Here is a 21,942-nt window from a genome sequence, read left to right as displayed (position 1 = left end):
AATTTTTCTTAGATTTAAGATGAATAAAAACTAATACCCTTAACACGCCTCCCTCCTTACGTTAGATTAGCGTTGTACAACCTGGAATTATCCGGATTTATTAGAATCAGCTTTTGCATTCCCTTCTTGTAGAGCATCAATACTAATACAAGATTTTAAAATGAATACAAACGAAATATTTCAAAAAGGTGAGCCATTACCCAAAGAATGGTTTGTAGGAAACGCTTTCTTAACAACATTGGTTGCAAAAGACAAAAACAACGAATTTTCAGTTGGTGTTGTAACGTTTGAACCCAATGCAAGAACGAATTGGCATACCCACCCCAAAGGTCAAGTTTCAATTGTTATTGAAGGCGAAGGTATGTATCAGGAAAAAGGCAAGTCTGCTCAACCTATTAAAAGAGGTGACGTTGTTAACATTCCTGAAAATATTGAGCATTGGCATGGTGCAACAGCTCATAGCAAAATGGTGCACATTGCTATAACAAATTATAAAGACGATGTGCAGGTGAATTGGTTACTGCCTGTAACAGATGAAGAATATAATGTAACTTATTAGTAAATATCCTGGGGGTCTGTAAAATGAACTGTGTCAACTGCCTTTGTTGCCGTTATTGTAGGGGTGTTGGAATGTGGTAAACTCGAAAGAGTTTTCCATATTTCAACACCGTGCATTTACTTTCTGTTATTACCTCGGATATCAGTTTACTATTATATATCATCTTTTATGATTTCTTTACCATTAATATTAGCTGTTTTAACGGGATTGCCAAGGCTATAACTGATACTCAAACTACCCATTATTCTTCTGCTGCGGCTTTGGGTGGATGTTTGGTAACCATATCCATATATCCAATTTTGGGTATTAAAATAAGGTTGGTGAAAGTTGTTAATTGACAGGTTAAAATTTAGTTTGCTTTTACTGTAACTAGCTGATAAACCTGTGTTAATTTGTGCTTTTGTTTTGGATTGAAAATTTGTCCCCCCGCCAATACTTGAATTTGCACTTAACCTGATATTGGGTATAGGTGTATAGCCTAGGGTAAACCCATTTGACCATCTATAACCATTTGTTGTTTCATTTTCGCTGGCGTTATATGTGCCAAAAATATGGTTACTGAATAGCTGAACGGTAAAACGAGGCAAAACATAAAAGTTTAAAGTTAAACTACCATTATATTCGGTTCGGCTGGCTAAATTGCGATAAGTACGGATGCGTACATTGTTCACATCTGTTGTATCAAAAGTTGAAATCGCATCTGTGATATATTTATAATTACCTGTGAGAACGTGGTTAATGCCTTTTATATTGGCATTGTATAACCCAGAAAAATATAATGATTTAGATGGTTTTAAATAAGGGTTGCCAATTGTAACCAGATTATCTGTATCATATTGCGCGCCATAGTTTATTATATTGGTAAGATTGCTCAAATTGGGTCTAGATTCACCGTATTGTGCTTCAATGCGTATACTGCCATTTTTTAAACTTCTTTGTATAGATAAATAGGGAGAAAAAGTAGAAAATGTAAACTTGTCTCTTCCTTTTAGATTAGTAATATAATCATCGCTGTAATCCTGTTTAAATACAGATTGAAACGAAATCCCTTCAAAACTCTTGCTCCAACTAGCCAATAATGCCCCATAATTATAAGTAATATTGTTATCTTGAAATAAGTTAGCAAGGTTTCCACCACCATCGGTTTGATAAGTATAATCGTAACTCTGATAATTTTTTCGATTAAAATAACGGGCTACAAATTCAAAATCACCTAGCCTGTCATGGTTAAACTCATAACCCAATAATCCAAATACATTTTTCAATTTTGTCCCATTATTGCTATTATAATTGCTATTAGGTAAAAAGACGTTTAATAACGATTGGGTATTTGTAATGGTTTCACTTAAACTATTATTATTGTCATACTCCAAGGCTATATCAAACCTTTGGTTTACCGTTTCATTGGTTTTAGTTTTATATACGAAACTTATTTTAGAACCAAGATTTGGGTTTTTAGCCATCGGGTTGTGATTATCAAGAAATGTACTGCTGTTGTTGTTCAAAACATCATTCTGATAATGCTGCACTTCATTTGCTATGCTGTATTTAGTTCGCGATGAACCATAGGCCAGAGAGGTATTTAAGGTGCTTTGGGGATTGATAAAAAAGCTATTGCCTATGCTAAACTGATAGTTCTGGGTATTAACCCCGCTCATTTTCAAATTTCTCTTCTCATGAAATTGAGTTTGATTAAAATAGGTTTCAATATGGCTTTCCGATGACGGAGTATATTGCAAATTACCCGATGTACTAAAGTTCAGCAAATACCTTTTTTGACTCAAAGTTATATTACCCATTACCATAGACGAGTTACTTCCTGCATTTCCTGATACATTCCCAAAATAGCCTTCGTCATACTTAGTGGCTATAAAGCTAAGTGTTGGCCCTTCGGTTTTGAGGTCATAAAGGTTTAATTCAATTTTTTTGTAACTGTTGTTGGTGATGCCACTATTCAGGCTATTTGTTATTTGCTTGGAAAAACCTGCTACGTTTACACCATCGCGTAATATCGTGAGTTCTTTGCCCAAATAGCTAACTTTTCCATTGTTGTCAACTTCTATGCCCGGTATAGTTTTTAAGATTTCGGCAAGGGTAAGCAATTTAACATCACGTATTCTGCTGATGTCCAAAATCACCCCCTTTGCCGTTTCTTTTAGGGGCTTATTGTTCCCTATAATAGTTACCTCTTTAAGCTCTCTAGGCTTTTTTTCCTGAGCGTAACTACTTAAATTAATAAATACAAAGGAAATAAGTACAAGAGATCCTTTTTGTATGTAATCCAAAGTGTAAAAATTAATTTATCTTTTTAACATAAACTTTTACAGTATCTACCACCTCTTTTCGGGAAGGAAAGGAAATGACACCTCCTTTTACTAATTTGTAAGTTTGAGTATTACGCATGGTCAAGGTTCCATCATCTGAAGCTTTTGGATTAAGTTCTAATTCAACTTTACTGTAGTAATTATCATTTCGCATAATGATAGTTCCATAACCTTTATTATCTGTTTGACTAGGATAAACAGATGTGCCATTTTTATAAACATTAAAATAATGGTTTGCAACAGGAGCATCGGTGCTTGCATCCAAGAGTTGTACAACTTTCTTAAAGATTTTATTGCTTTTTGCAGACCCTAGCCCTCCAGAACGCATTCGGGCCATTTCAATATCTTTTGCAATTTCAGATTGCGCTTTAACCTGCACTACACCCAATGCGAAAAAAATCATAATCAATACTGCCTTTCTCATGTTTTTAATAAAAGTTAAAAGTTTCCCATTTATGTTTTTTAGTCTATGTTCATTACATCCACACCAGTGCGTAATCGTACCAGGAATATCGCATGTATAGGTGTGCAAGTGGTTAGAACGTTTAATCATTTTTAATCTTGTCTACTATAATTATGTCAATTAAATTGTGGGGCAGGGTGACAAAAAAATAATTATTATTTAAACAACTAAATACTTAATGAAGGTATTGAACCTGGGATCGATCTTTACTTACTCACTCATCCCTGTTATCTCTGTTTATCATCATTTTTTAAAATATTCGATTTTTCTACTTTCTAAAATTAATCTAATGACTGTATCCACACCCTCTTTAGAATTTAAAGGGCTTGCCTGATTGTTCCACGGCGTGCTTATTTTTATAAAGGAATATGCTTTAATCCAATAAAAAGAAAGAAGGTTCTGGTAAGGATACTAGGATTGCATCGGCCAGATGTCCGCTTGTATCACACCAGATTTTACACCCTTAAGAAAGCATTTTTAGTATTTTTTAATTGTGAAAAAGAATAAGAGATGAAGGATGAGAAAAACTACCGCACGAAACGACTGAATTTTAACCTCACGGAAGTCGAATATAAACGCTTGCATAGCTTATTTTCAAATACTACCTGCCCCAAAATGAGCAACTATGTGCGTAAAGTTTTACTGGGCAAACCCGTTGTGGTTACTTATCGTAATCAGTCATTGGATGAGCTGATGGAGGAAGCGATTTTGCTGCGTAAAGAGCTTAATAACATCGGCAATAACTTTAACCAGGCTGTTAATATTCTACACAATTTACATCAATTACCGGAATTGCAGCAATGGCTTGAAACCTATGAAAATTCCAGACAAGTACTTCTTGAAAAAATGGAAGCCATCAAAGATCAGATCAATAAAATTGGCGCGCAATGGTTGCAATCTTAAAGACCAGTAACTCCATCAGGCGCACATTTCATTACAATGAACTAAAAGTAAAATCGGGTATGGCTGAATGTATAATGGCGGCAAACTACCCAATTGATCTGGAAGTTTTAAACGAACAACAGCGCTTGAATCGACTCCTTAAGCTGGCTGCTTTGAATGAAAATGTGAAGAGAAACAGTGTGCATATCTCACTCAATTTCACTCCGGAAGAACAACTTTCAAAGGAGAGACTTTGTGAAGTTGCTTTTATTTATATGGAAAGAATTGGCTTTGGAAACCAGCCTTACCTAGTCTATCAGCACCATGATGCCGCACACAATCACATTCATATTGTCACAGTTAAAGTCCGGGCAAATGGTTCTCGCATTGACATGCATAATCTCTGCCGCAACCTGTCTGAACCGGCCCGTAAAGAAATTGAAAAACAGTTTAAACTGGTGATAGCTGAAGACCATAAACGGCAGGTTTTCCAGCTTGGGAATATTCAGAAAGCTGTTTATGGCAAATCGGAAACCATAAAGGCTATTGCTAGTGTGCTTGACGCAGTGTTGCTTCAATATAAATACACATCTCTTGCTGAACTAAATACCATTTTAAATCAATACAATGTGGCGGCAGACAGGGGTAGTGAAAACTCCCGAACGTATCAGAATCATGGACTGATGTACAGGATTCTGGATGAGCATGGAAATAAAGTCGGCGTACCGTTTAAGGCAAGCCTTATTAACAGTAAACCGACTCTTTCCTTCCTTGAAAACAGGTTTACATTTAATGAAAATGAACGAAAAAAATATGCTGCACGTATCAAGAACTGTATTGATTTAGCCTTTCTAAAACAGTCTGACCTTTCATTAAATGACCTAATTGAAATGCTCAAAAAAGAAGGTATCCATACAGCTCTACGCCAAAATAAAGAGGGCATTCTTTACGAAATCACCTATGTAGATCACCGAACCAAATGTGTTTTTAACGGCAACGATTTAAGCAAACAATACAGTGCCGCAGGGATTGTTGAACGTACTGCTGCGAAAGAAGTGAATTTTCTTCAACCTTCCCGATCAATGATTAATACATCGGATAATTTCCAGGCTGGAAAGCAACAGCAAACCGGAAATGAATTTACATCCAATGACAATTGGAATAATTCAATCATTAACCGGGAAAGCCGTAGACTTTCAGAAGTCTTATTTCAAACAGATTCTTCAGGAAACTATCTACCCAACTCCTTGAAAAGGATTAAAAAAAGGAGAAGAAAGAGCTTATCAAACCACTAATTAATTTAAAGTCTATACCTCATGCAGACAGGAGAAAACGAACAGGCCTTAAGGAAGATTTTGGATATGACCCGATTGATTAGTCTGGTTATTTTAGGACTACATTTTTATTATCAATTCTATGCAGCGTTTCATCAGTGGAATATTTACAGTGCGTTTACTGACAGGTTATTGAATAACATCATACAAACCGATTTGTTCAGCAGCTTTCATAAATCCAAATTAATTGCTCTGGGCTTTCTAGGCATTTCGCTTATTGGAGTTAAAGGGAGAAAGAATGAAAAACTTACTTATCAAACCGCACTACTTTATCTTTCTGTAGGTATTTTAATCTACTTTCTTAGCTACCTGTGCATATTCCTTAACCTTACTGAAACCATACTTTCTTTCTTTTACATAAGCCTAACCATTTTGGGCTATCTGCTAATACTTTCAGGTGGCACAATTTTATCTCGAATCATTAAAAACAAGCTTCAAAACGACATTTTTAACTCACTTAATGAAACATTTCCTCAAGAAGAGCGATTGTTCGAAAATGAATTTTCAATTAATCTTCCTGCCCGGTACAATTTAAAAGGCAAAGTCCGTAAAAGCTGGATCAATATCATTAACCCATTCCGTTCAGTTTTGGTTTTGGGAACTCCCGGTGCCGGAAAAACCTATTTTGTAATCCGGCATGTAATTACCCAACACATTAAAAAAGGGTTTTCCTTGTTTGTGTATGACTTCAAGTACGACGATCTTTCCTCAATTGTTTACAACACATTCCTGAAATATAAGCACATCTACAAGGTTACTCCTGAGTTCTACCATATTAACTTTGATGACCTCTCTCGTAGTCATCGATGTAACCCGTTGGACCCCTCAACGATGAACGATATTAGTGATGCGGTAGAATCTGCCCGTACCATTTTATTGGGATTGAACCGGGATTGGATTCGCAGGCAGGGGGACTTTTTCGTGGAATCTCCTATTAATTTTCTTACGGCTATTATATGGTTTCTTCGCAAATACCGATATGGTGAATTCTGTACGCTCCCCCATGTAATTGAACTCATGCAGGTTGATTATGATAATTTATTTTCTGTATTGCGTACTGAAAAAGAGATTGAGGTGTTTATCAACCCTTTCATTTCTGCATACCTGAATGATGCAATGGAGCAACTTGAAGGGCAAATAGCTTCTGCTAAAATTGCAATGGCAAGGCTCTCCTCCCCTTCTATTTATTATGTGCTTTCGGGTAATGATTTCACGTTGGATATTAATAACCCTTTAAAGCCAAAACTGGTTTGCATGGGAAATAATTCGCTAAAAATGCAGACTTATGGTGCTGTGTTATCGCTCTATGTCAATCGTTTGGTTAAACTTGTCAATCAAAAAGGAAAGCTTAAAAGCAGTCTCATTTTTGATGAATTTCCGACGATTTATTTGAACAATATGGATAGCTTGATTGCTACTGCACGAAGCAATAAGGTGGCTACCTGTTTGGGTGCTCAGGATCTTTCTCAGTTACGTAAAGACTACGGCAAAGAACAGGCTGAGGTGCTCATGAATATTATCGGAAATGTTATTTCCGGTCAGGTTTCTGGGGATACAGCTAAACAACTTTCCGATCGTATCGGGAAGATTATGCAGGACCGGGAAAGCCTGTCCATCAATCGTTCGGATACCTCTATCAACCGTTCCAAACAATTAGAAACAGCTATTCCTCTTTCCAAAATTGCAACGCTTTCTTCCGGTGAATTTGTAGGTACAGTGGCGGATAACCCTGATTGTAAAATTGATCTAAAGGCATTTCATGCAGAAATTCGAAATGACCAATCCAGCTTTAACAACCATAATCTTGAAGAAATTCCACTTATCCGACAAAAGAATGATTCATTGATACAACGAAATTACTTGCAAATAAACCAAGATATCCAGGATCTAATTCAGGCTGAGATGGAACGCTTGCTGAATGATCCGGGGTTAGGGCATTTGATAATAAAAAAGAAGTAGTTTTTTAAATCTATTGAAAAACAATCTCCTTTCGAATATATGGAAAACACTTATAACCATATTCTTAATGCTACTTATGTGCAAATAAAATTGACGAATGAAAGAGTCCAATAAACAATTCAATGAAATTGATATTTATCAACAAATTCCTTTGTACTTGATTTACATTTTACAGAGTCTTAGTTTTAAAAAATCTATCTAAAAATCATTAAGCCATTTAGCTTAAAACAATCTACTATTATGGAATTTTTATTTCAATCGTTATCGGCTATTACCCCTCTATCGACTGCCTATAAAAACCAGTTAAAGCAATTTGTTATTGAAAAACATTACGCTAAACATCAGCTGTTGATTGGCCAGGGTGATAAGATGGAAAATGTATATTTTATCAGAAAAGGGTTTGCTGTTGGTTATTTTTATGATGAGGAAAAAAGAGTTACCTCTTCCTTTTGGAGCACCGGACAATTCTTGTTCACAGCCCTTGATTTTGCAATTAACGAGAAATCTTCAATCTATATTGAACTTGTTGAAGATAGTATTGTGATGGCATTGCCATTTGAACATTTAACAGAGCTGAACACTTTGTTTCCTGAGGCGAAAGCAATCGAGCGTTTTCTGGTAGCAGAACAACACAAAATGTATGAAGACCGGCTAAAAGATTTCTTAACGCTTACAGGCGAAAACCGATACCTCAAATTAACCAAGGCCTTCCCTGACCTTTTCCAGAAATTAGCACAAAAATATATTTCCTCATACCTTGGAATTACCAAAGAAACCCTGAGCCGATACAGGGCAAAAAAACAGAACCTGAAGATTAGTTTTCTTTTGATTTCCAATTCTGTATTCATAAATCAATTTGAAGCCGCATTTGAATTCCTTTAGATACTACTTATTCGATAACGACCAGTTTTAATAATTGAACAACCTCCTGACAGTAATTTTGCTTTTAATTCTTTGGTATCTGCTCTTATATTTGACAGATTTGTTTGAATTAAAAAAAGAAAATTAGGGAACGAGATAGTCGAAGAATGAAAAGAAACAATGAAAATTGAAACTCATAAGATAAAAGACACATTAGTTGCCGAAGTGACTTCGGACGACATTATTATTAGCAATAACGAAGATGGATTAGACTTGTTAGGAAACCTGTATTACCAAGGATTTGATAAGATTGTAATTCATGAAAAAGACATCACAACTGATTTTTTTGATCTTAAAAACGGAATGGCAGGAGAAATACTACAAAAGTTTTCAACTTATCGTGTTCGCCTGGCTATAGTTGGAGACTTTTCTAAATACAAAAGCAAGAGTTTAAATGACTTCATTTTTGAAAGTAATAAAGGAAGACATATAAACTTTGTAACTTCCACGGTAGAAGCAATAAAAATCCTTTCGGACCGATAAATACAAGTAAACCAAATTGGGATAAGCATTATTTAGTAGAAACAACGACCAGCACTGCCGCAAACCATTACCATTAAATTACTTCCCAAAATTGATTTCTATTTTTCTTTAGGAATATAGGGGCCGCCAGTTTCTCCCCAACCCCACTTGGGCATGGGTTCATTATTGACCATGGGATTTTGAGTTAGTTGAGAATTGATGACTGCAATACGAGTTCCCCATTCTAAATAACCTACTAAGGCAGAACGAAACTCAGGATCACTTTTTAGTCCAATTTCGTCAGCAGTTTGCAATAAAAGCTGCATCCACCTTTTTCTTTTATCTTCTGTAAGCATCTTGCCAATATGTTTACCTATCATAGCAGCATGGCTTCCATTATCTTCAGTAGTATAAAATTCAGGCCCTCCGAAAACTTCTGCTACAAAATGTGAAACATGTTTGATATGCTCAGATGACATGTTTTTAAATACATCACCTAACAGGTCGTCTTTCAAGACTTTTTCATAAAAATTCTGGAATAAATTTTCAAAGGTTTGAATCCCTCCTGCCCATTCATAAAGGCTGGGAGCATTATCATTGTTTGGATTTATTTTTGTATCAGTCATTTGTAGTAGTTTTAATTATTTGTTTCAATAACAAACAGCCAAGCGATTGGTTCATGGAGGCTAAAGCAGTCAAGAGTAAAGTGCTTACACTTCATGGAACAGGGTTTATTCATTATTTAAAATAATTCCAATCGTCGGGCTTTTTCTGTTATCAGTTGTCTATACCGTTCTTTCATTTCATCAGGAATAAAGCTCGTTTCGATAAACTCAAACCATGAAGGGATAGCCTTTTGGAATTTCCGATAAATATTTTCCCTTGTTCTCTGTTCTATAGCATTGAATGCTGCTCTTAAAACAGTTTGTTTTAGGTGATTGAAGAGTTCAACCGTTATCTCGCTTCGCTTTAAAAGAACTGCAAACTCCTGAACAGAAGGAGACGCTTATGAAGTAGCTCACCACAGGAAACCTGCAACAGGCGACTTTGTTGGAGGATGGTCAGTTTAAGAACCTGAAAGTGTACAACGAAAAGCTGAAACCAGAGAAATAGAACTTTCTACTGAACTTAAACAAGAGAAAAAGGTTGCCAACAGCAGAAAGTAGAAACTTCAGTTGATGCACTAACAAGGTGAAAAAGGCTAAAATTATCAAAGCAACTTAAATACTCTTGTTCATGCTAATCAGCATTACAATACGTTCAACTGCATAACAATAAGCTTAAATCGAACATGGGGTTATATTTCCATTCTTTGGCCAAGAAAAGTGTGTACTTTCTTACATAAAGCCACATAATACGCACACCTGAAGAACAAGTAAATCGAATTAATTTCATTTAAAAGAAAATCCTAAGATTTCATTTCATTTTCATCTTCTGCCAATAGGTTTGCACAACAAAGTGATGGTAACATTTTTGCAATAATTATTAGTATTAACAACTAAAACTAAAATCAAATGAAAAAAATAACTCTTACAGCTATAGGTTTAATGGCTTTGGCGTTTGTTGCTTGTAAAAAAGATGAAGATAAAGGCTCATCCTTTAGCTATCAAGTTAAAGCAAGCAATGGTTCAACTTACTCAACTGCATCTACTTCAAAAGAAACGAACACAGTAGGCGTTACAGTCGGAACAACCTCGCTGATTAATTTTACTGCAGGTTCATTGTTAGTATCTGAAGTTGATTTTGAAGCAGAGAAAGATGAAGCAGCCGGACAAAATGAAGACAATACAGAAGTGGCTTTTGAGTTTGAAGGGCCTATAAAGATTGATCTGTTTGGAACCAGCCAGCCATTTGGTGATGTAAAGGTTGTGGCAGGTGCTTATGAAGAAATTGAGTTAAGCGTTAAGTTTAAAAAATCGGCTACTGAGCCGGCAGTTTCTTTATCGGGTACTTTCGGTACAATTCCTGTTCAGGTTGTGATCAATGATGAACTTGAATTTGAAGCTGAATATGAAAATATTGTAGTAAATGAAGAGATGGACTACCTGGGCTTAGTTCACCTGAATCTTAATTTGTTGTCAACCGGCATTACTGCAGCTGAGTTAGAGGCCGCTGTCAAAACCAATGGTAAAATTGTAATCAGCAGCACTTCAAATCAGGCTATTTACGCTAAAATGCTGGCTAATTTACATGCTGTTGCTGATGTAGAGTTTGAAAACGAAGACTAAGGCATTGTAAAAGCGCCGTCTTTGCCATATAATGACTTGCCTGATCGTAATTGACACAGTTTATTTTACAACATAAAGATCCTCTCTTTTAAGGATCTTCAGCCATTGACTTTGTAAATTATACAATGGAAAGATTTCCATTTAGAATACAAACCATTCAAACCGAAAATGGTCATGAATTTCAGGCGAAATTCCACTGGCATTGTGAAGTTCTGGGTATACATTATGGAAAAACTAAAGGCAGCTTTAGGTGGTAAAATACCTTATGAAGAGCTTAAGAAAAAAACTAATCCCGCATTAATATTCTTTTTCGAATCCCTCCTCAAAATATAAGGAGGGTTTGAAAAAGAATATTTTTGCATTGTCTCGTCAACCCTAGTTAACCATTGTCATAATTTCTTTCTTTTTCGGTTGTTAATAGGAAGGAGTTGAATAACTTGGTGTTGAGTAACTCGGTCTAGAATAGCTTGGTGTTGTCGAGTAACTGTTACCATACATTTCTTTGTTGGCTTTATAACGCATATCGGAAGTACCGTCCTTTTTGGTCTGTGCGTAATTTCTTTCCTGTTTCGGTTGTGAATAGGAAGGAGTTGAATAACTTGGTACCGAGTAACTGTTACCATACATTTCTTTGATGGCTTTGTAACGCATATCAGGTATATCGTCCTTTTTGGTCTGTGCGTTAACACCTAATGCTATTAAAGTCAACATTACTGTCAAGAAAAACATTCTTTTCATCTGCTTGAATTTAAACATTGCCCACTCTAATCAGTTTTCGGCTTCCTGTGCTTACTTTTTTGTTTAGTGTCGGTGAAGTCATAAAAGGTCTTAAACTGAGCGGATTTCTCTTGGTGATACGTCTAAAAAGGTTGTACTCGGCTAATGGTTGGTAACTACGGACCCCCATAGAGGACTTGCACCTCCTAGTTTATAGATATGCACGGCACACAACAAAAACGCTGTAAATCATTCAATTTACAGCGTTTGTTACTTTTTGATGAAGTAGGGAGCGGAAAGTGAGGGATTCGAACCAAGTTCGATTTAGTCACTTGTAACCGTTTTTCGCTGTATTTTGATTTAACAGGTCACTGAATAGGACACTGTCGTAAAAAACATCATTAATTATCCCTAAAATTAACCGTTTAAAATTATAATAACAATACCGATTAGATTAGAACTGACCTTTTGAGTATGATAAAAATCTAAATCAATTAGATAGTTTTAAATCAGAGGCAATCCCAATTCCTGTAAAAATTGGTTGTGCTTGTTTTTTGCTTCAGCTATTTTCTTTTCTAAATCAACCACGCTTTTGTTTACTGCCTGCAAATCAATTTTCTCTTCTTCTACTGAAGTACTTACATAGCGGGAGATATTGAGGTTGTATCCGTTTTGCTCAATTTCTGCCATTGAAACTTTACGGGAATAACGATCTTCTTCGCTCCGGTTTTTATACGTCTCTACAATTTTGCGTATATCGTTTGGCTCATTGCCATCTCCATCCCTTAAACGGTTTTGACGTTTCCCTTTTTCAAAATGTTCTGCTGCGTTAATGAACAATACATCGTCAAACTTTTTGCACTTCTTTAATACGATAATGCAAACAGGAATACCTGTTGAAAAAAACAAGTTAGCAGGCAAACCGATGACTGTATCTATGTTGTGATCTTTTAATAGCTTGGCGCGAATACGCTCTTCTGCACCGCCACGGAACAGTACGCCATGGGGCAGGATGATGGCCATCGTACCTTCATTGTCTAGGAAATGAAAACCATGTAACAAGAAAGCAAAATCTGCTGCTGATTTTGGGGCCAAACCATAGTTTTTAAAACGAAAATCTTCACCTAGTACTTCTGTAGGCTCCCAACGTAAACTGAAAGGCGGATTGGATACAATTGCATCGAACTCCATCTTTTTTGCCGGGTTCATCTCATTAAGTATATCCCAGTCATTCACTAAAGTATCCCCATGATGTATTTCAAATTCGGTATCCTTTACCCCATGCAGTAGCATGTTCATACGGGCAAGGTTGTAAGTAGTGATGTTCTTTTCTTGTCCGTAAATTTTGCCGATACCATGTGCCCCCATTTGGCGGCGTACATTTAATAATAGTGAGCCCGAACCGCAGGTAAGATCCAGCACCTTGCTCAGCTTTGTTTTTTTGCCTAAAGCAGGGTCCTGGCTATCTAGTGTTACAATTTCAGAGAGGATGGTCGATATCTGTTGAGGGGTATAAAACTCTCCGGCTTTTTTCCCTGAGCCTGCGGCAAACTGGCCAATTAAATATTCATACGCATCGCCGAGTATATCAGTATTGGTGGAGAACCTGGCAATGCCTTCGGCTATTTTTTGCAAGATGGTGCAAAGTCTGGCATTTCTTTCTTTATAGCTTTTACCCAGCTTGTCGGACGATAGATTGATCTCTGAGAACAGCCCCTGGAAATTACTTTCGAAGGATTGGTTTTCGATGAACTTGAAACCGTTCTCCAGTGTATGCAATAATTCGACATCTTGTTTCCTTGCCAGTTCTGCTAAATGGCTCCAAAGATATTGCGGTTCTATTACATAATGCACTTTACGGCGCATCTGCTTCTCAAAGGCTTCTATATCGTCAGGATTTTCTGCATACCAAACTTCTAAAGGTGTAGAATAGCCTAATTTTTTTAAAACATCCAAAGGAGTATCAGGATAATCCGAGCCTAATTCTTTTTTAACAGCTGCCTCGTAGTTATCACTCAGGTAGCGTAAAAAGAGGAAGGACAGCATATAATCCCTGAAATCATCGGCATTCATGGCGCCGCGCAAATCATCTGCTATGGCCCAAAGTGTTTTACCTAATTGTTGTTGTTCTATAGCGGTCATAATTTATGCTGTTTGTGCAACTGCCTCTGGAAATAGTTCAGGGTTAAATCGGTAATTGTTCATAAAATCATTCAAGATCCTTCTAAAATATTCCTTGTTTTCAGGTAGCATCTCAGTAGGTTCAAAAAGTGAATAATTACCATGACTTAAAATGTTTATTATACGGGCATATACTACACCTTCTGGATCATCATCTAGCTGTTTAATACATGAAGAAAAATTCTTAAATCCGTGAAAATTTGCAGTTTTCTCAAGAACATTTCGTAGAATATTAAAATGGTAGGTATATAGGTTTCCAGATTCGGCTGCTCTTCGCAAATCTTGCAATAAAGAAACATGGTAAAAATAGGGCGTGTCGCTTGTATCAGTTAAAATGTAGCTTCCATGGTTGGGCCCCTTGCTTAAAAAATATTTTACACCGTTCTTCAACTCATTAAACATAACATTAAAGAACAGAGTATGATGGGATGATATAATCGTTTTTACTTCATTGCCCTCTTTTTTTAACATTTGTGCCAAATGACTGGCAACTGCAATTGCATTATGATCATCAAGTGAAGAAATTGGATCGTCTATGTACAAATATTTCACCCAGGTATAACCAGGTTGCTTATCGATAGCTAATTGAGCGACTGCCAAAAAGAAGCACCAAATAAAAATATTCTCTTCTCCTCTTGAAATTTTTATATACTCTACATTTTGTACAGTCCTATCTACTAATACTTCACGCATGAAATTAACAGTCCAATTCTGATAATCTATCAGAAAGTTGAAATCGGCGTAACGATGTAACAATGGACGAATTTTGTTCTCCATGTCTTGTTCCTGAATACCAGAAAAAAAACTTGAATTTCTATTCATGCGTAAAACCCGCTGAGAATCATTCTCCAAGTCGTTGTCCCACGAGAATAAGTCTTCAGTAAAGGCATTAAAGTATAATGTGTCTCGTTCTGTACCGTTTTTACCGGCATCCTGAAACGCCATTGACAAGCGAGTTTTTCCAATACCATTATAAGCGTATAGCAAAGTATTCTTTTTGTTTATAGAACGAAGGTGGGCAACAACTGCTGACATATCAGCAAAAGGTGGTAATTGATTAGCCATTATTAATATCATTAAGGTTTGGGAAAAGTTGCTGCATCAGCCCTTTTTTATGCTGCTTAAGCTGCCCTATTTGTTCTGCCTGTGCCGTGATGAGCGCATCCAGGGCGGCAAGGCATTCGGCGATTTTTTGTTGTTCGATTGGGTCTTTAGGTATTAACATTGGGCAGTTTAAAACATCTTCTTTTCGAAGATTAGTTTGCTTAACACCATCATCAAATGCCAAAAAATGAGGATTTCTGTTTAATATGTAATACAAGAGGACATTGTTGACATTAAATGGTATTATTCGACAAATTCTTTGATTAACTGTATAAAGTTCATCAGCATCTAAAAGAAAACATTTTGCTATCGCCTTGCCATTGGGAACATCACTGAGCACCATTAAAATATCGCCTTTTCGTGCCAGGCAAAAAGCTGTATTTGTAAATTTTCTTTCCTCACCATCGGATGAAATGAACTTAGAGTTTACAACAACATAATCGCCTGTTTCTACGATATCTTGCTCGTGAGCTTTCCCATTTTCATAGTTTGCAACCTGGCTTAGTGTCGTCTCCTCCCAATCCCCATTATCTTTAAACTCAGGAAATCGAAACTTGGGTACAGTTTCGCCTTCGGCTGGGAATAGCTGTTGCATCAGCCCTTTTTTATGGGCTTTGAGTACATCCAGTTTTTGGCTTTCGGCAGATAATAATTGATCTAAAGAAGAAAGGCAATCGCGGATTTTTTGTTGTTCAAGCTTGTTGTTAGGATAACCAATTTTAATATTGGATAACCTTGTTCCAGATATACCTAAAACTTTTGCTCCTTGTGCTTCTCTTTGAATTTGTGCTCGTACAGCACCAGACCTGAACAGATGCCCGCCAAAACCAACTATTAACTTTGGCTCCTTCTGTCTTGCTAACAAAGTATGTAAACCAGACAATAATTTTTCATTGTTTAGGTTTACTATTTCAATGCTTTTTCCGACATCTTGTAAATCTTCTGATGCATCTGCAAAAATTATATCACCTTCAATACAGTAGTTCTCTTCTTGGATTTTTTCAATTGATATAGAAGGATTGATAAACGGAACTTTTTCTTTCGTTATATCAAATAGTGTTGAGAACTTCGTGTGAATATCACCATAGTGAATGTTTTTAACTTTGCCCGATTCATAGTTTAGGTTATCTCTCGAAAATGAGTTTGTAACCTTAAATGTATACAGTTCTCCAAAAGACTCGATATTACAGCCTTCTTCTTTAAATTCCGGAAACCTCAACTTCGGCACCATTGCGTTTATTGTTTCTTTACTCATAAGCATTCAATCCGGATATTTCATGCCCTTGGGCTAATTTTTTTAATTGTGGTATTAAGTCTTCCATCAAGGCCAGTTCTTTTTTGCTGCGGTCCTTCCAGCCCAGCTCCAGTGGTGCCAGGAGGTCGTTTAGTTGTTCCCCGTCAAAAATCATCCGGCTGATGATGTTGTTTACAAATGTTTTTAAGGATTTTATGTCCAGCCCATGCTTTTGTGCAATGGCTGCCAGTTCCGCTGCACTTTTTTCCTCTTTAAAATTTTCATAGCCATCCCGTATTTCTGTTTCACTCAACCCTTTGCCCACTTCCAGGCTGTTGATGTAGCCCACAATATCGTCCCGCTCGTCCATCAGGTTGGCGCTGGAGTTGAGCAGGTTAATAAGCTGCTCCTTGGTCATTTTTTGTTTGTTTGGCGGTCGCTGCGTGTAGCGGGCTATAAGGCCCATAATGTAATCGTAGTCGATAGTGGCAGAAGCAAAGAGCACAAATTCGAAATCCAGTTGCTGCACCACCGGGTCAGCATCCTCGCTTTTTTCCTGAATATCTTTCAGGCGTTTGGCCGTTTCCAGGTAAGCCCCTTTAAACGAACGCAGTTCTTCAGGCGGCAATAGGGCATCTATCTGCGATATCTGTTCAGGCGCCAGGTCGGTGTACTGGTCGAGCTGCGTTTTCAGCCGCTGCACTTCCTTAAAATGATTGATGAATTCGGTACGGGCTATATCACCTTTAAGATTATTTACCTCTTCGGGCTTATTTTCCAATCCCTGCAATTGCATGAATTGTTCCAATGCCTCCACAGCTTTTTCATATTTGCCAATCACCACCGGTGCAGGTTCTACCAGCCATATTTCCCGTGCATGTTCTTTCTGTTCGCCGGAGAATAGGCCGATGGCTTCATCTACATCTGCCTGCTGTTGGCGAAAGTCCAGCACGTTGCCATAAGGTTTGCTGTCGTTCAAAATACGGTTGGTACGGCTAAATGCCTGTATCAATCCGTGATACTTCAGGTTTTTATCTACATACAATGTGTTCAGGTATTTGCTGTCAAAACCAGTAAGCAGCATATCCACCACAATCACCATGTCAATTTTATTTTTTGCCGCGTAATCGGCATTGCTGTACTTATGGTCTTTAATGCGTTGCTGTACATCCTGGTAATACTGGTCGAACTCGCCAATAGTATGATTGGTTCCAAATTGTTTGTTATAATCGCTGATGATGGCTTTTAAAGCAATCTTCTTTTCCTCCGGCGCCACTTTATTGTCGGCCTTTTCCTGTTGTAGATCTTCTTGCAGTTGTTGCACGTCTTTATTGCCATCGGCAGGAGGTGAGAACACGCAGGCAATATTCAGCGGATGGAAGTTTTCATCTATCGCCTTATTTTTTGCCTGAATATCTTTAAACAAGTTATAATACGCAATGGCCTCATTGATGGAAGCTGTCGCCAGTATAGCATTGAAGCGGCGTTCATTGGTAGCCGCACCGTGTTTGGTCAGTATGGCTTCTGCTACGGCTTGCTGTGCAATGGCCTCGCCGGACTTTGCCTTATATTCGCCTTCACCTTTAAAGTAATCGATATGAAACTGCAATACATTGCGGTCTTCAATAGCGTGGGTGATGGTGTAAGCGTGCAGCAGTTTTTGAAAAATATCTTCGGTGGTTTTGTAAGAACCGATTGTGTCCTGTATCTGCTGGTATGATGCATTGGCTTCAAAAATGGGAGTACCTGTAAAGCCAAAGAGCTGTGCCTTTGGAAAAAATTCCTTGATGGTCTGGTGGTTTTCGCCAAACTGTGAGCGATGGCATTCGTCGAAAATAATGACCAGTCTTTTATCACTCAGCGGTTGCAAGCGCTCCTTAAACTTCTGCTTATGATTGGGGTCCAGTGCCAGCCCTAATTTTTGAATGGTAGTAACGATTACCTTATCGGCATAATCTTCCGACAGCATACGACGAACCAGCGTTTCGGTATTGGTGTTCTCTTCCACACATCCATCCTGGAACTTGTTGAACTCCTCACGGGTTTGCCTGTCAAGGTCTTTACGATCCACTACAAACAAACATTTTTCAATATCCGGGTTGTCTTTTAATAATGTAGATGCTTTGAATGAGGTCAATGTTTTACCACTACCCGTTGTATGCCAGATATAACCATTGCCCCTGTTTTGATGGATACACTCCACGATGGCTTTTACCGCATAGATCTGGTAGGGCCGCATCACTAATAGTTTTTGCTCACTTTCCACCAGCACCATATAGCGGCTGATCATTTCTCCCAGTGTGCATTTGGCCAGAAATTTCTCGGCAAAATCATATAGGTTGTCTACTTTCTTATTGTCTTCCTTTGCCCATTTGTACACCGGCAGGAATTGTTCGTCGGCATTGAAATTAAAATGTTGGTTGCGGTTGTTGGCAAAGTAATAAGTGTTGCTTCGGTTGCTCACAATAAACAACTGCATGAAACAAAGTAATGAATTGGTATAGCCATTGCCCGGATCATTTTTATAATCCACAATCTGCTGCATGGCACGGCGCGGACTGATCTGTAAGGTCTTCAATTCAATCTGCACCACAGGAACGCCATTTATCAACAATATAGCGTCGTATCGATGACTACTGTTTTCAGTATTCATCCGCAACTGGTTGATCACCTCAAACTCGTTTTTGCACCAGTCGGTAATATTTACCAACGAATAATGTAAAGGCGTTCCATCTTCACGAATAAAAGTGTTGCGCTGGCGCAGGGTTTTTGACGCTTGAAACACGTCGGCTGTAATGATATCATCCCGGAGGCGGGCAAATTCGGTGTCTGAAAGACGGACTCGATTCAGTGCTTCGAATTTGTTTCGGAAGTTTAGCTCCAGCGAGTGACGATCTCGTATATCCGGCCGGTGGGTATATTTAAGATCGGTTAGTTTTCCGACGAAGCCATATTCTATTTGGGATTCATTGACTATTGTTGTCATTTTCAAAACAATTGCAGCTTATCAGGTAAAATGGTTAAAATGGCAGCGTTTTTATTTTTTTCCAAGTCGCAAAATAACAAAAATGTAGAAACTGTACTGGTATTTATAGCTTATTTCATAGTTGATAATTGCAAAAATGGAATTCACACAGCATCAACTACTTGAATTCTTTAAGCTGGAGGAAAAGTTATAGTAAGTCATGGAGCATTTATCGCCCTCTTACTCTTATTTAACAAAAATCCCCAGAGAATTGGTTGAAAATTCTCCGGGGGGTTATAAGAGATGAAGTTTAGTATTAGTTACCAATTCTTCTTGGTTTTAGTTTTAGCCGTTTCTTTTTGTCAGCAAGTGTCCAGGTTTTTCTTTCATCAATTATTGCCTGAATATTAGTAAGACGTGTAAAGTAATAATTATAATGGGCGATATGATTGTTTTTGGGTCTTGCATCAATAAGCCCTCTTACAATTTCAATTATTTCCTTAAACACTTCAAACCAAATGTCTATTTGCATTACATCAATTAAATTCATCAATGTTTGTGCTTCATTGTCGTGTGTAATATTGTTTTTGTGTAAGGGAAATTCCCATTGACCATGAGCTATTTTGTTTCTAATTTGAGCTTGAGTTTTTAGATAGTCATCAATTAACTTGTGTATTTTCTTTTTCTTATTGGGTATTTCTGAACCGTTATTACGGAATTTACTAAAAGCAGTATTAACGCATTTTTTCCACTTATTAATTATATCCTTGTCTTTAAGTATTTTTTTCTTTTCTTCTATTGTAAAGCCGAATGGGGTATGCACTAATTTAATTAATGAAGCCTCTGTCCACGCACTATAAACCAATAAATAAAGGTTTGTGTATATTTTCAAAGAAAATTCATCGTCTCGTCTTAATGAATCGTTGATTTGAGAATTCACTTTTCTTCGTGTCGCTTCCATAGAAGCTACATTTTTACTGAAATCACGATGAAATTGTTGTTCATTTGTTGGTGTTAGTACCATAAAATAAATGCGGTAAAGGCAGTTGAGAGAGAACTTATTTATTTCGCCCTCAACTGCCTGGAATCGAACCAGGATTACCAAACTAACAGTAAGGCGTGTTATTCCAAATTACACTACAGCTGTTTCTTAAATATCTTTTTTTATAATTCTTGGTATTGGTGTCTGTTGTTTGTTGCGCTGCAAATGTAAAAATATACTAATTAACTATTGGTTAAAATAATCTTATTTTTTTCATTTTTTGGTAAAAAGCAGAATAGGGAGATAAGGTGTAAATTGGGCAACACAAAATTGAGCGAGTTTGCAAGTTTGCAAAACCCTATATATGCTGTTGCAAAGTTTCAAGCGTTTAAATAGTTAATTTTTAACTACTTAGAAAGTGTTTTATTCCGCCTTTTCCGTGGTCTTTGCAAAGTCGGTAAAAGCACCCTGTTTGCATCGATAATGGTAATTGGAATTTGCATGATTTGTTTGATACGATTTTCAAGCGTTCTGGGCTTGCAATCGTATTCTTCGCTGAGAATATCGAATAATGATTGCTTGGCCGATGAACAGGCGTAGATCCAGGTTTGTATCGCCCAACGAAGCGGTATGGATTATTTACTATATGGATTTTGACAACATTGGTAGGTGTAAAATTATTATAAGCTTTGCCGTTTCTTCTTTTTCTTCTTTTTTCGTTTAAACTGCCATTCAAAATCAGATACAGCATTATAACTGGAATGTTCGGGTTTTAGCAGTACTTCCAGTAGGTTTTCACTTTGGGGGGATTTCCACTGATGTGAATTATCACTCATTGCAGGTTCATTCTTTAACCTTAAAGAAGCTTGTTTTGAATGAGGGTAAGCGTTCAGCCGAATTCGGTTCTGCAACAATTGTTTATTTAAGCATGCATAACTGAGTGACCGGTCAATAGCAGAACCTTTTAAAACTATTCCATCCTTGCCAAAGGAAATGCCCTGAATGGTATTCGTTCCACGTTGGTACTTATACTGGATCATTATGCCCTTTTCAAGCAGAGCTGCTTCCAACTGTTCCCAATTGCTGGAGGTTCGTAAAACAGTATGAATGGAATCATATAGTTCATAACGCAGGCCATCCTTGCCCCTAAGCGATTTTCTGTTTACCAGTCCTTTTCCTCTTCCCAAATAATACCCGTATTTTAATGTCAATTCCTTGCAGACATTTACGTTTCGCCTCCAGTTGTTAGCATCCGAAATGGTTTTACCGTTATTGGCTACACGGTTATAAACGATGTGCAGGTGTGCGTGCTCGCGATCCTTGTGTTGAATAATGACAAACTGGGTATCCCGAATATTCATGCAGTTCAAGTATTCCTTTGCCCGCTCTTTCATGATGGTAGCACTGAGCTTAGCTTTATCTTCTTTACTCCAGCTGAGAATCAAGTGGCCGACCGCTTTGCCCAAGTTTGGGTTCAGTTTCCGCTGACGGTCAAAGTCACGAATCAAAGTGTTGACGTTTAAAGCGCTCACGCCCTGACTTTCCAGAATCACCGCTTCGGGTTTCAGCACTAAATACCGAAGGCAGCCTTTAAAGCTTCTGCCGGATAATTGTTTGCCGATCATTG

General features: G+C 37.4%; 17 protein-coding genes, 1 tRNA gene and 1 pseudogene. 8 read left to right on the top strand and 11 right to left on the bottom strand.

Annotated elements, in window-relative coordinates:
* The first annotated feature begins 160 nt into the window (after window positions 1–160).
* Window positions 161–559, top strand: coding sequence for a (R)-mandelonitrile lyase (locus tag L2B55_RS08615; protein WP_237850129.1), 399 nt, complete (start codon window positions 161–163; stop codon window positions 557–559).
* 152 nt (window positions 560–711) lie between these two features.
* Here the strand turns inward: L2B55_RS08615 and L2B55_RS08610 are convergent, their stop codons facing one another.
* Together L2B55_RS08610 and L2B55_RS08605 are read right to left on the bottom strand one after the other, a co-directional pair.
* On the bottom strand, window positions 712–2,844 hold the full coding sequence (locus L2B55_RS08610) for an outer membrane beta-barrel protein (RefSeq protein WP_237850128.1): 2,133 nt from the start codon (window positions 2,842–2,844) through the stop codon (window positions 712–714).
* Window positions 2,845–2,854: 10 nt separating this feature from the next.
* Window positions 2,855–3,436 (bottom strand): hypothetical protein, encoded by a 582-nt coding sequence (locus tag L2B55_RS08605; RefSeq protein WP_237850127.1) that lies wholly within the window; start codon window positions 3,434–3,436, stop codon window positions 2,855–2,857.
* A gap of 420 nt (window positions 3,437–3,856) precedes the next feature.
* Here L2B55_RS08605 and L2B55_RS08600 point away from each other — a divergent pair, with 420 nt between their 5' ends.
* From L2B55_RS08600 to L2B55_RS08580, 5 genes are all read left to right on the top strand, one after another.
* A complete protein-coding gene (locus L2B55_RS08600) occupies window positions 3,857–4,249 on the top strand; it encodes a plasmid mobilization protein (RefSeq protein WP_237850126.1) in 393 nt (130 codons plus the stop codon).
* Window positions 4,234–5,523, top strand: coding sequence for a relaxase/mobilization nuclease domain-containing protein (locus L2B55_RS08595; protein WP_237850125.1), 1,290 nt, complete (start codon window positions 4,234–4,236; stop codon window positions 5,521–5,523). Before L2B55_RS08600 ends, L2B55_RS08595 begins: the two co-directional genes overlap by 16 nt.
* Window positions 5,524–5,544: 21 nt before the next feature.
* On the top strand, window positions 5,545–7,521 hold the full coding sequence (gene mobC / locus L2B55_RS08590) for a conjugal transfer protein MobC (RefSeq protein WP_237850124.1): 1,977 nt from the start codon (window positions 5,545–5,547) through the stop codon (window positions 7,519–7,521).
* Between the two features lie 240 nt (window positions 7,522–7,761).
* Window positions 7,762–8,403 (top strand): Crp/Fnr family transcriptional regulator, encoded by a 642-nt coding sequence (locus L2B55_RS08585; protein WP_237850123.1) that lies wholly within the window; start codon window positions 7,762–7,764, stop codon window positions 8,401–8,403.
* 159 nt (window positions 8,404–8,562) lie between these two features.
* Complete coding sequence (locus L2B55_RS08580) at window positions 8,563–8,925, top strand: DUF4180 domain-containing protein (RefSeq protein WP_237850122.1); 363 nt, start codon at window positions 8,563–8,565, stop codon at window positions 8,923–8,925.
* 98 nt (window positions 8,926–9,023) lie between these two features.
* On the opposite strand, the gene L2B55_RS08575 is transcribed toward L2B55_RS08580, so the two are convergent.
* Window positions 9,024–9,530, bottom strand: a complete 507-nt coding sequence (locus tag L2B55_RS08575) for a group II truncated hemoglobin (RefSeq protein ID WP_237850121.1) — start codon at window positions 9,528–9,530, stop codon at window positions 9,024–9,026.
* A gap of 888 nt (window positions 9,531–10,418) precedes the next feature.
* Here L2B55_RS08575 and L2B55_RS08570 point away from each other — a divergent pair.
* Together L2B55_RS08570 and L2B55_RS08565 are read left to right on the top strand one after the other, a co-directional pair.
* The gene (locus L2B55_RS08570; protein ID WP_237850120.1) at window positions 10,419–11,132 is read left to right on the top strand and encodes a hypothetical protein; all 714 of its coding nucleotides are present in this window, start codon (window positions 10,419–10,421) and stop codon (window positions 11,130–11,132) included.
* A 95-nt stretch (window positions 11,133–11,227) separates the two neighbouring features.
* Window positions 11,228–11,371, top strand: a pseudogene (locus L2B55_RS08565) (IS481 family transposase); the annotation flags it as partial.
* 175 nt (window positions 11,372–11,546) lie between these two features.
* Here the strand turns inward: L2B55_RS08565 and L2B55_RS08560 are convergent.
* The 8 genes from L2B55_RS08560 to L2B55_RS08525 all read right to left on the bottom strand — a co-directional run bounded on the left by L2B55_RS08560 (window position 11,547) and on the right by L2B55_RS08525 (window position 21,940).
* Window positions 11,547–11,870, bottom strand: a complete 324-nt coding sequence (locus L2B55_RS08560; protein WP_237850119.1) for a hypothetical protein — start codon at window positions 11,868–11,870, stop codon at window positions 11,547–11,549.
* A 483-nt stretch (window positions 11,871–12,353) separates the two neighbouring features.
* The gene (locus L2B55_RS08555) at window positions 12,354–13,991 is read right to left on the bottom strand and encodes a type I restriction-modification system subunit M (protein ID WP_237850118.1); all 1,638 of its coding nucleotides are present in this window, start codon (window positions 13,989–13,991) and stop codon (window positions 12,354–12,356) included.
* Between the two features lie 3 nt (window positions 13,992–13,994).
* Complete coding sequence (locus L2B55_RS08550) at window positions 13,995–15,095, bottom strand: AAA family ATPase (RefSeq protein ID WP_237850117.1); 1,101 nt, start codon at window positions 15,093–15,095, stop codon at window positions 13,995–13,997.
* Window positions 15,088–16,389, bottom strand: a complete 1,302-nt coding sequence (locus L2B55_RS08545; RefSeq protein ID WP_237850116.1) for a restriction endonuclease subunit S — start codon at window positions 16,387–16,389, stop codon at window positions 15,088–15,090. Before L2B55_RS08545 ends, L2B55_RS08550 begins: the two co-directional genes overlap by 8 nt.
* Entirely contained in the window at window positions 16,382–19,354 is a 2,973-nt protein-coding gene (locus tag L2B55_RS08540; protein ID WP_237850115.1) for a type I restriction endonuclease subunit R, read from the bottom strand. The genes L2B55_RS08545 and L2B55_RS08540 overlap by 8 nt, the downstream gene beginning before the upstream one ends.
* Before the next feature lie 295 nt (window positions 19,355–19,649).
* Window positions 19,650–20,357, bottom strand: a complete 708-nt coding sequence (locus L2B55_RS08535) for a hypothetical protein (protein WP_237850114.1) — start codon at window positions 20,355–20,357, stop codon at window positions 19,650–19,652.
* Between the two features lie 48 nt (window positions 20,358–20,405).
* A tRNA-Asn gene (locus L2B55_RS08530) sits at window positions 20,406–20,480 on the bottom strand.
* A gap of 515 nt (window positions 20,481–20,995) precedes the next feature.
* On the bottom strand, window positions 20,996–21,940 hold the full coding sequence (locus L2B55_RS08525) for a relaxase/mobilization nuclease domain-containing protein (RefSeq protein WP_237850113.1): 945 nt from the start codon (window positions 21,938–21,940) through the stop codon (window positions 20,996–20,998).
* Between the last annotated feature and the right edge of the window lie 2 nt (window positions 21,941–21,942).

It is taken from the genome of Solitalea lacus, from assembly GCF_022014595.1.
In the GTDB taxonomy this organism is placed as follows: Bacteria; Bacteroidota; Bacteroidia; order Sphingobacteriales; family Sphingobacteriaceae; genus Solitalea; species Solitalea lacus.
The sequence above is the reverse complement of the archived record's forward strand: the minus strand, read 5'-3'. Positions and strand labels throughout refer to the sequence as shown.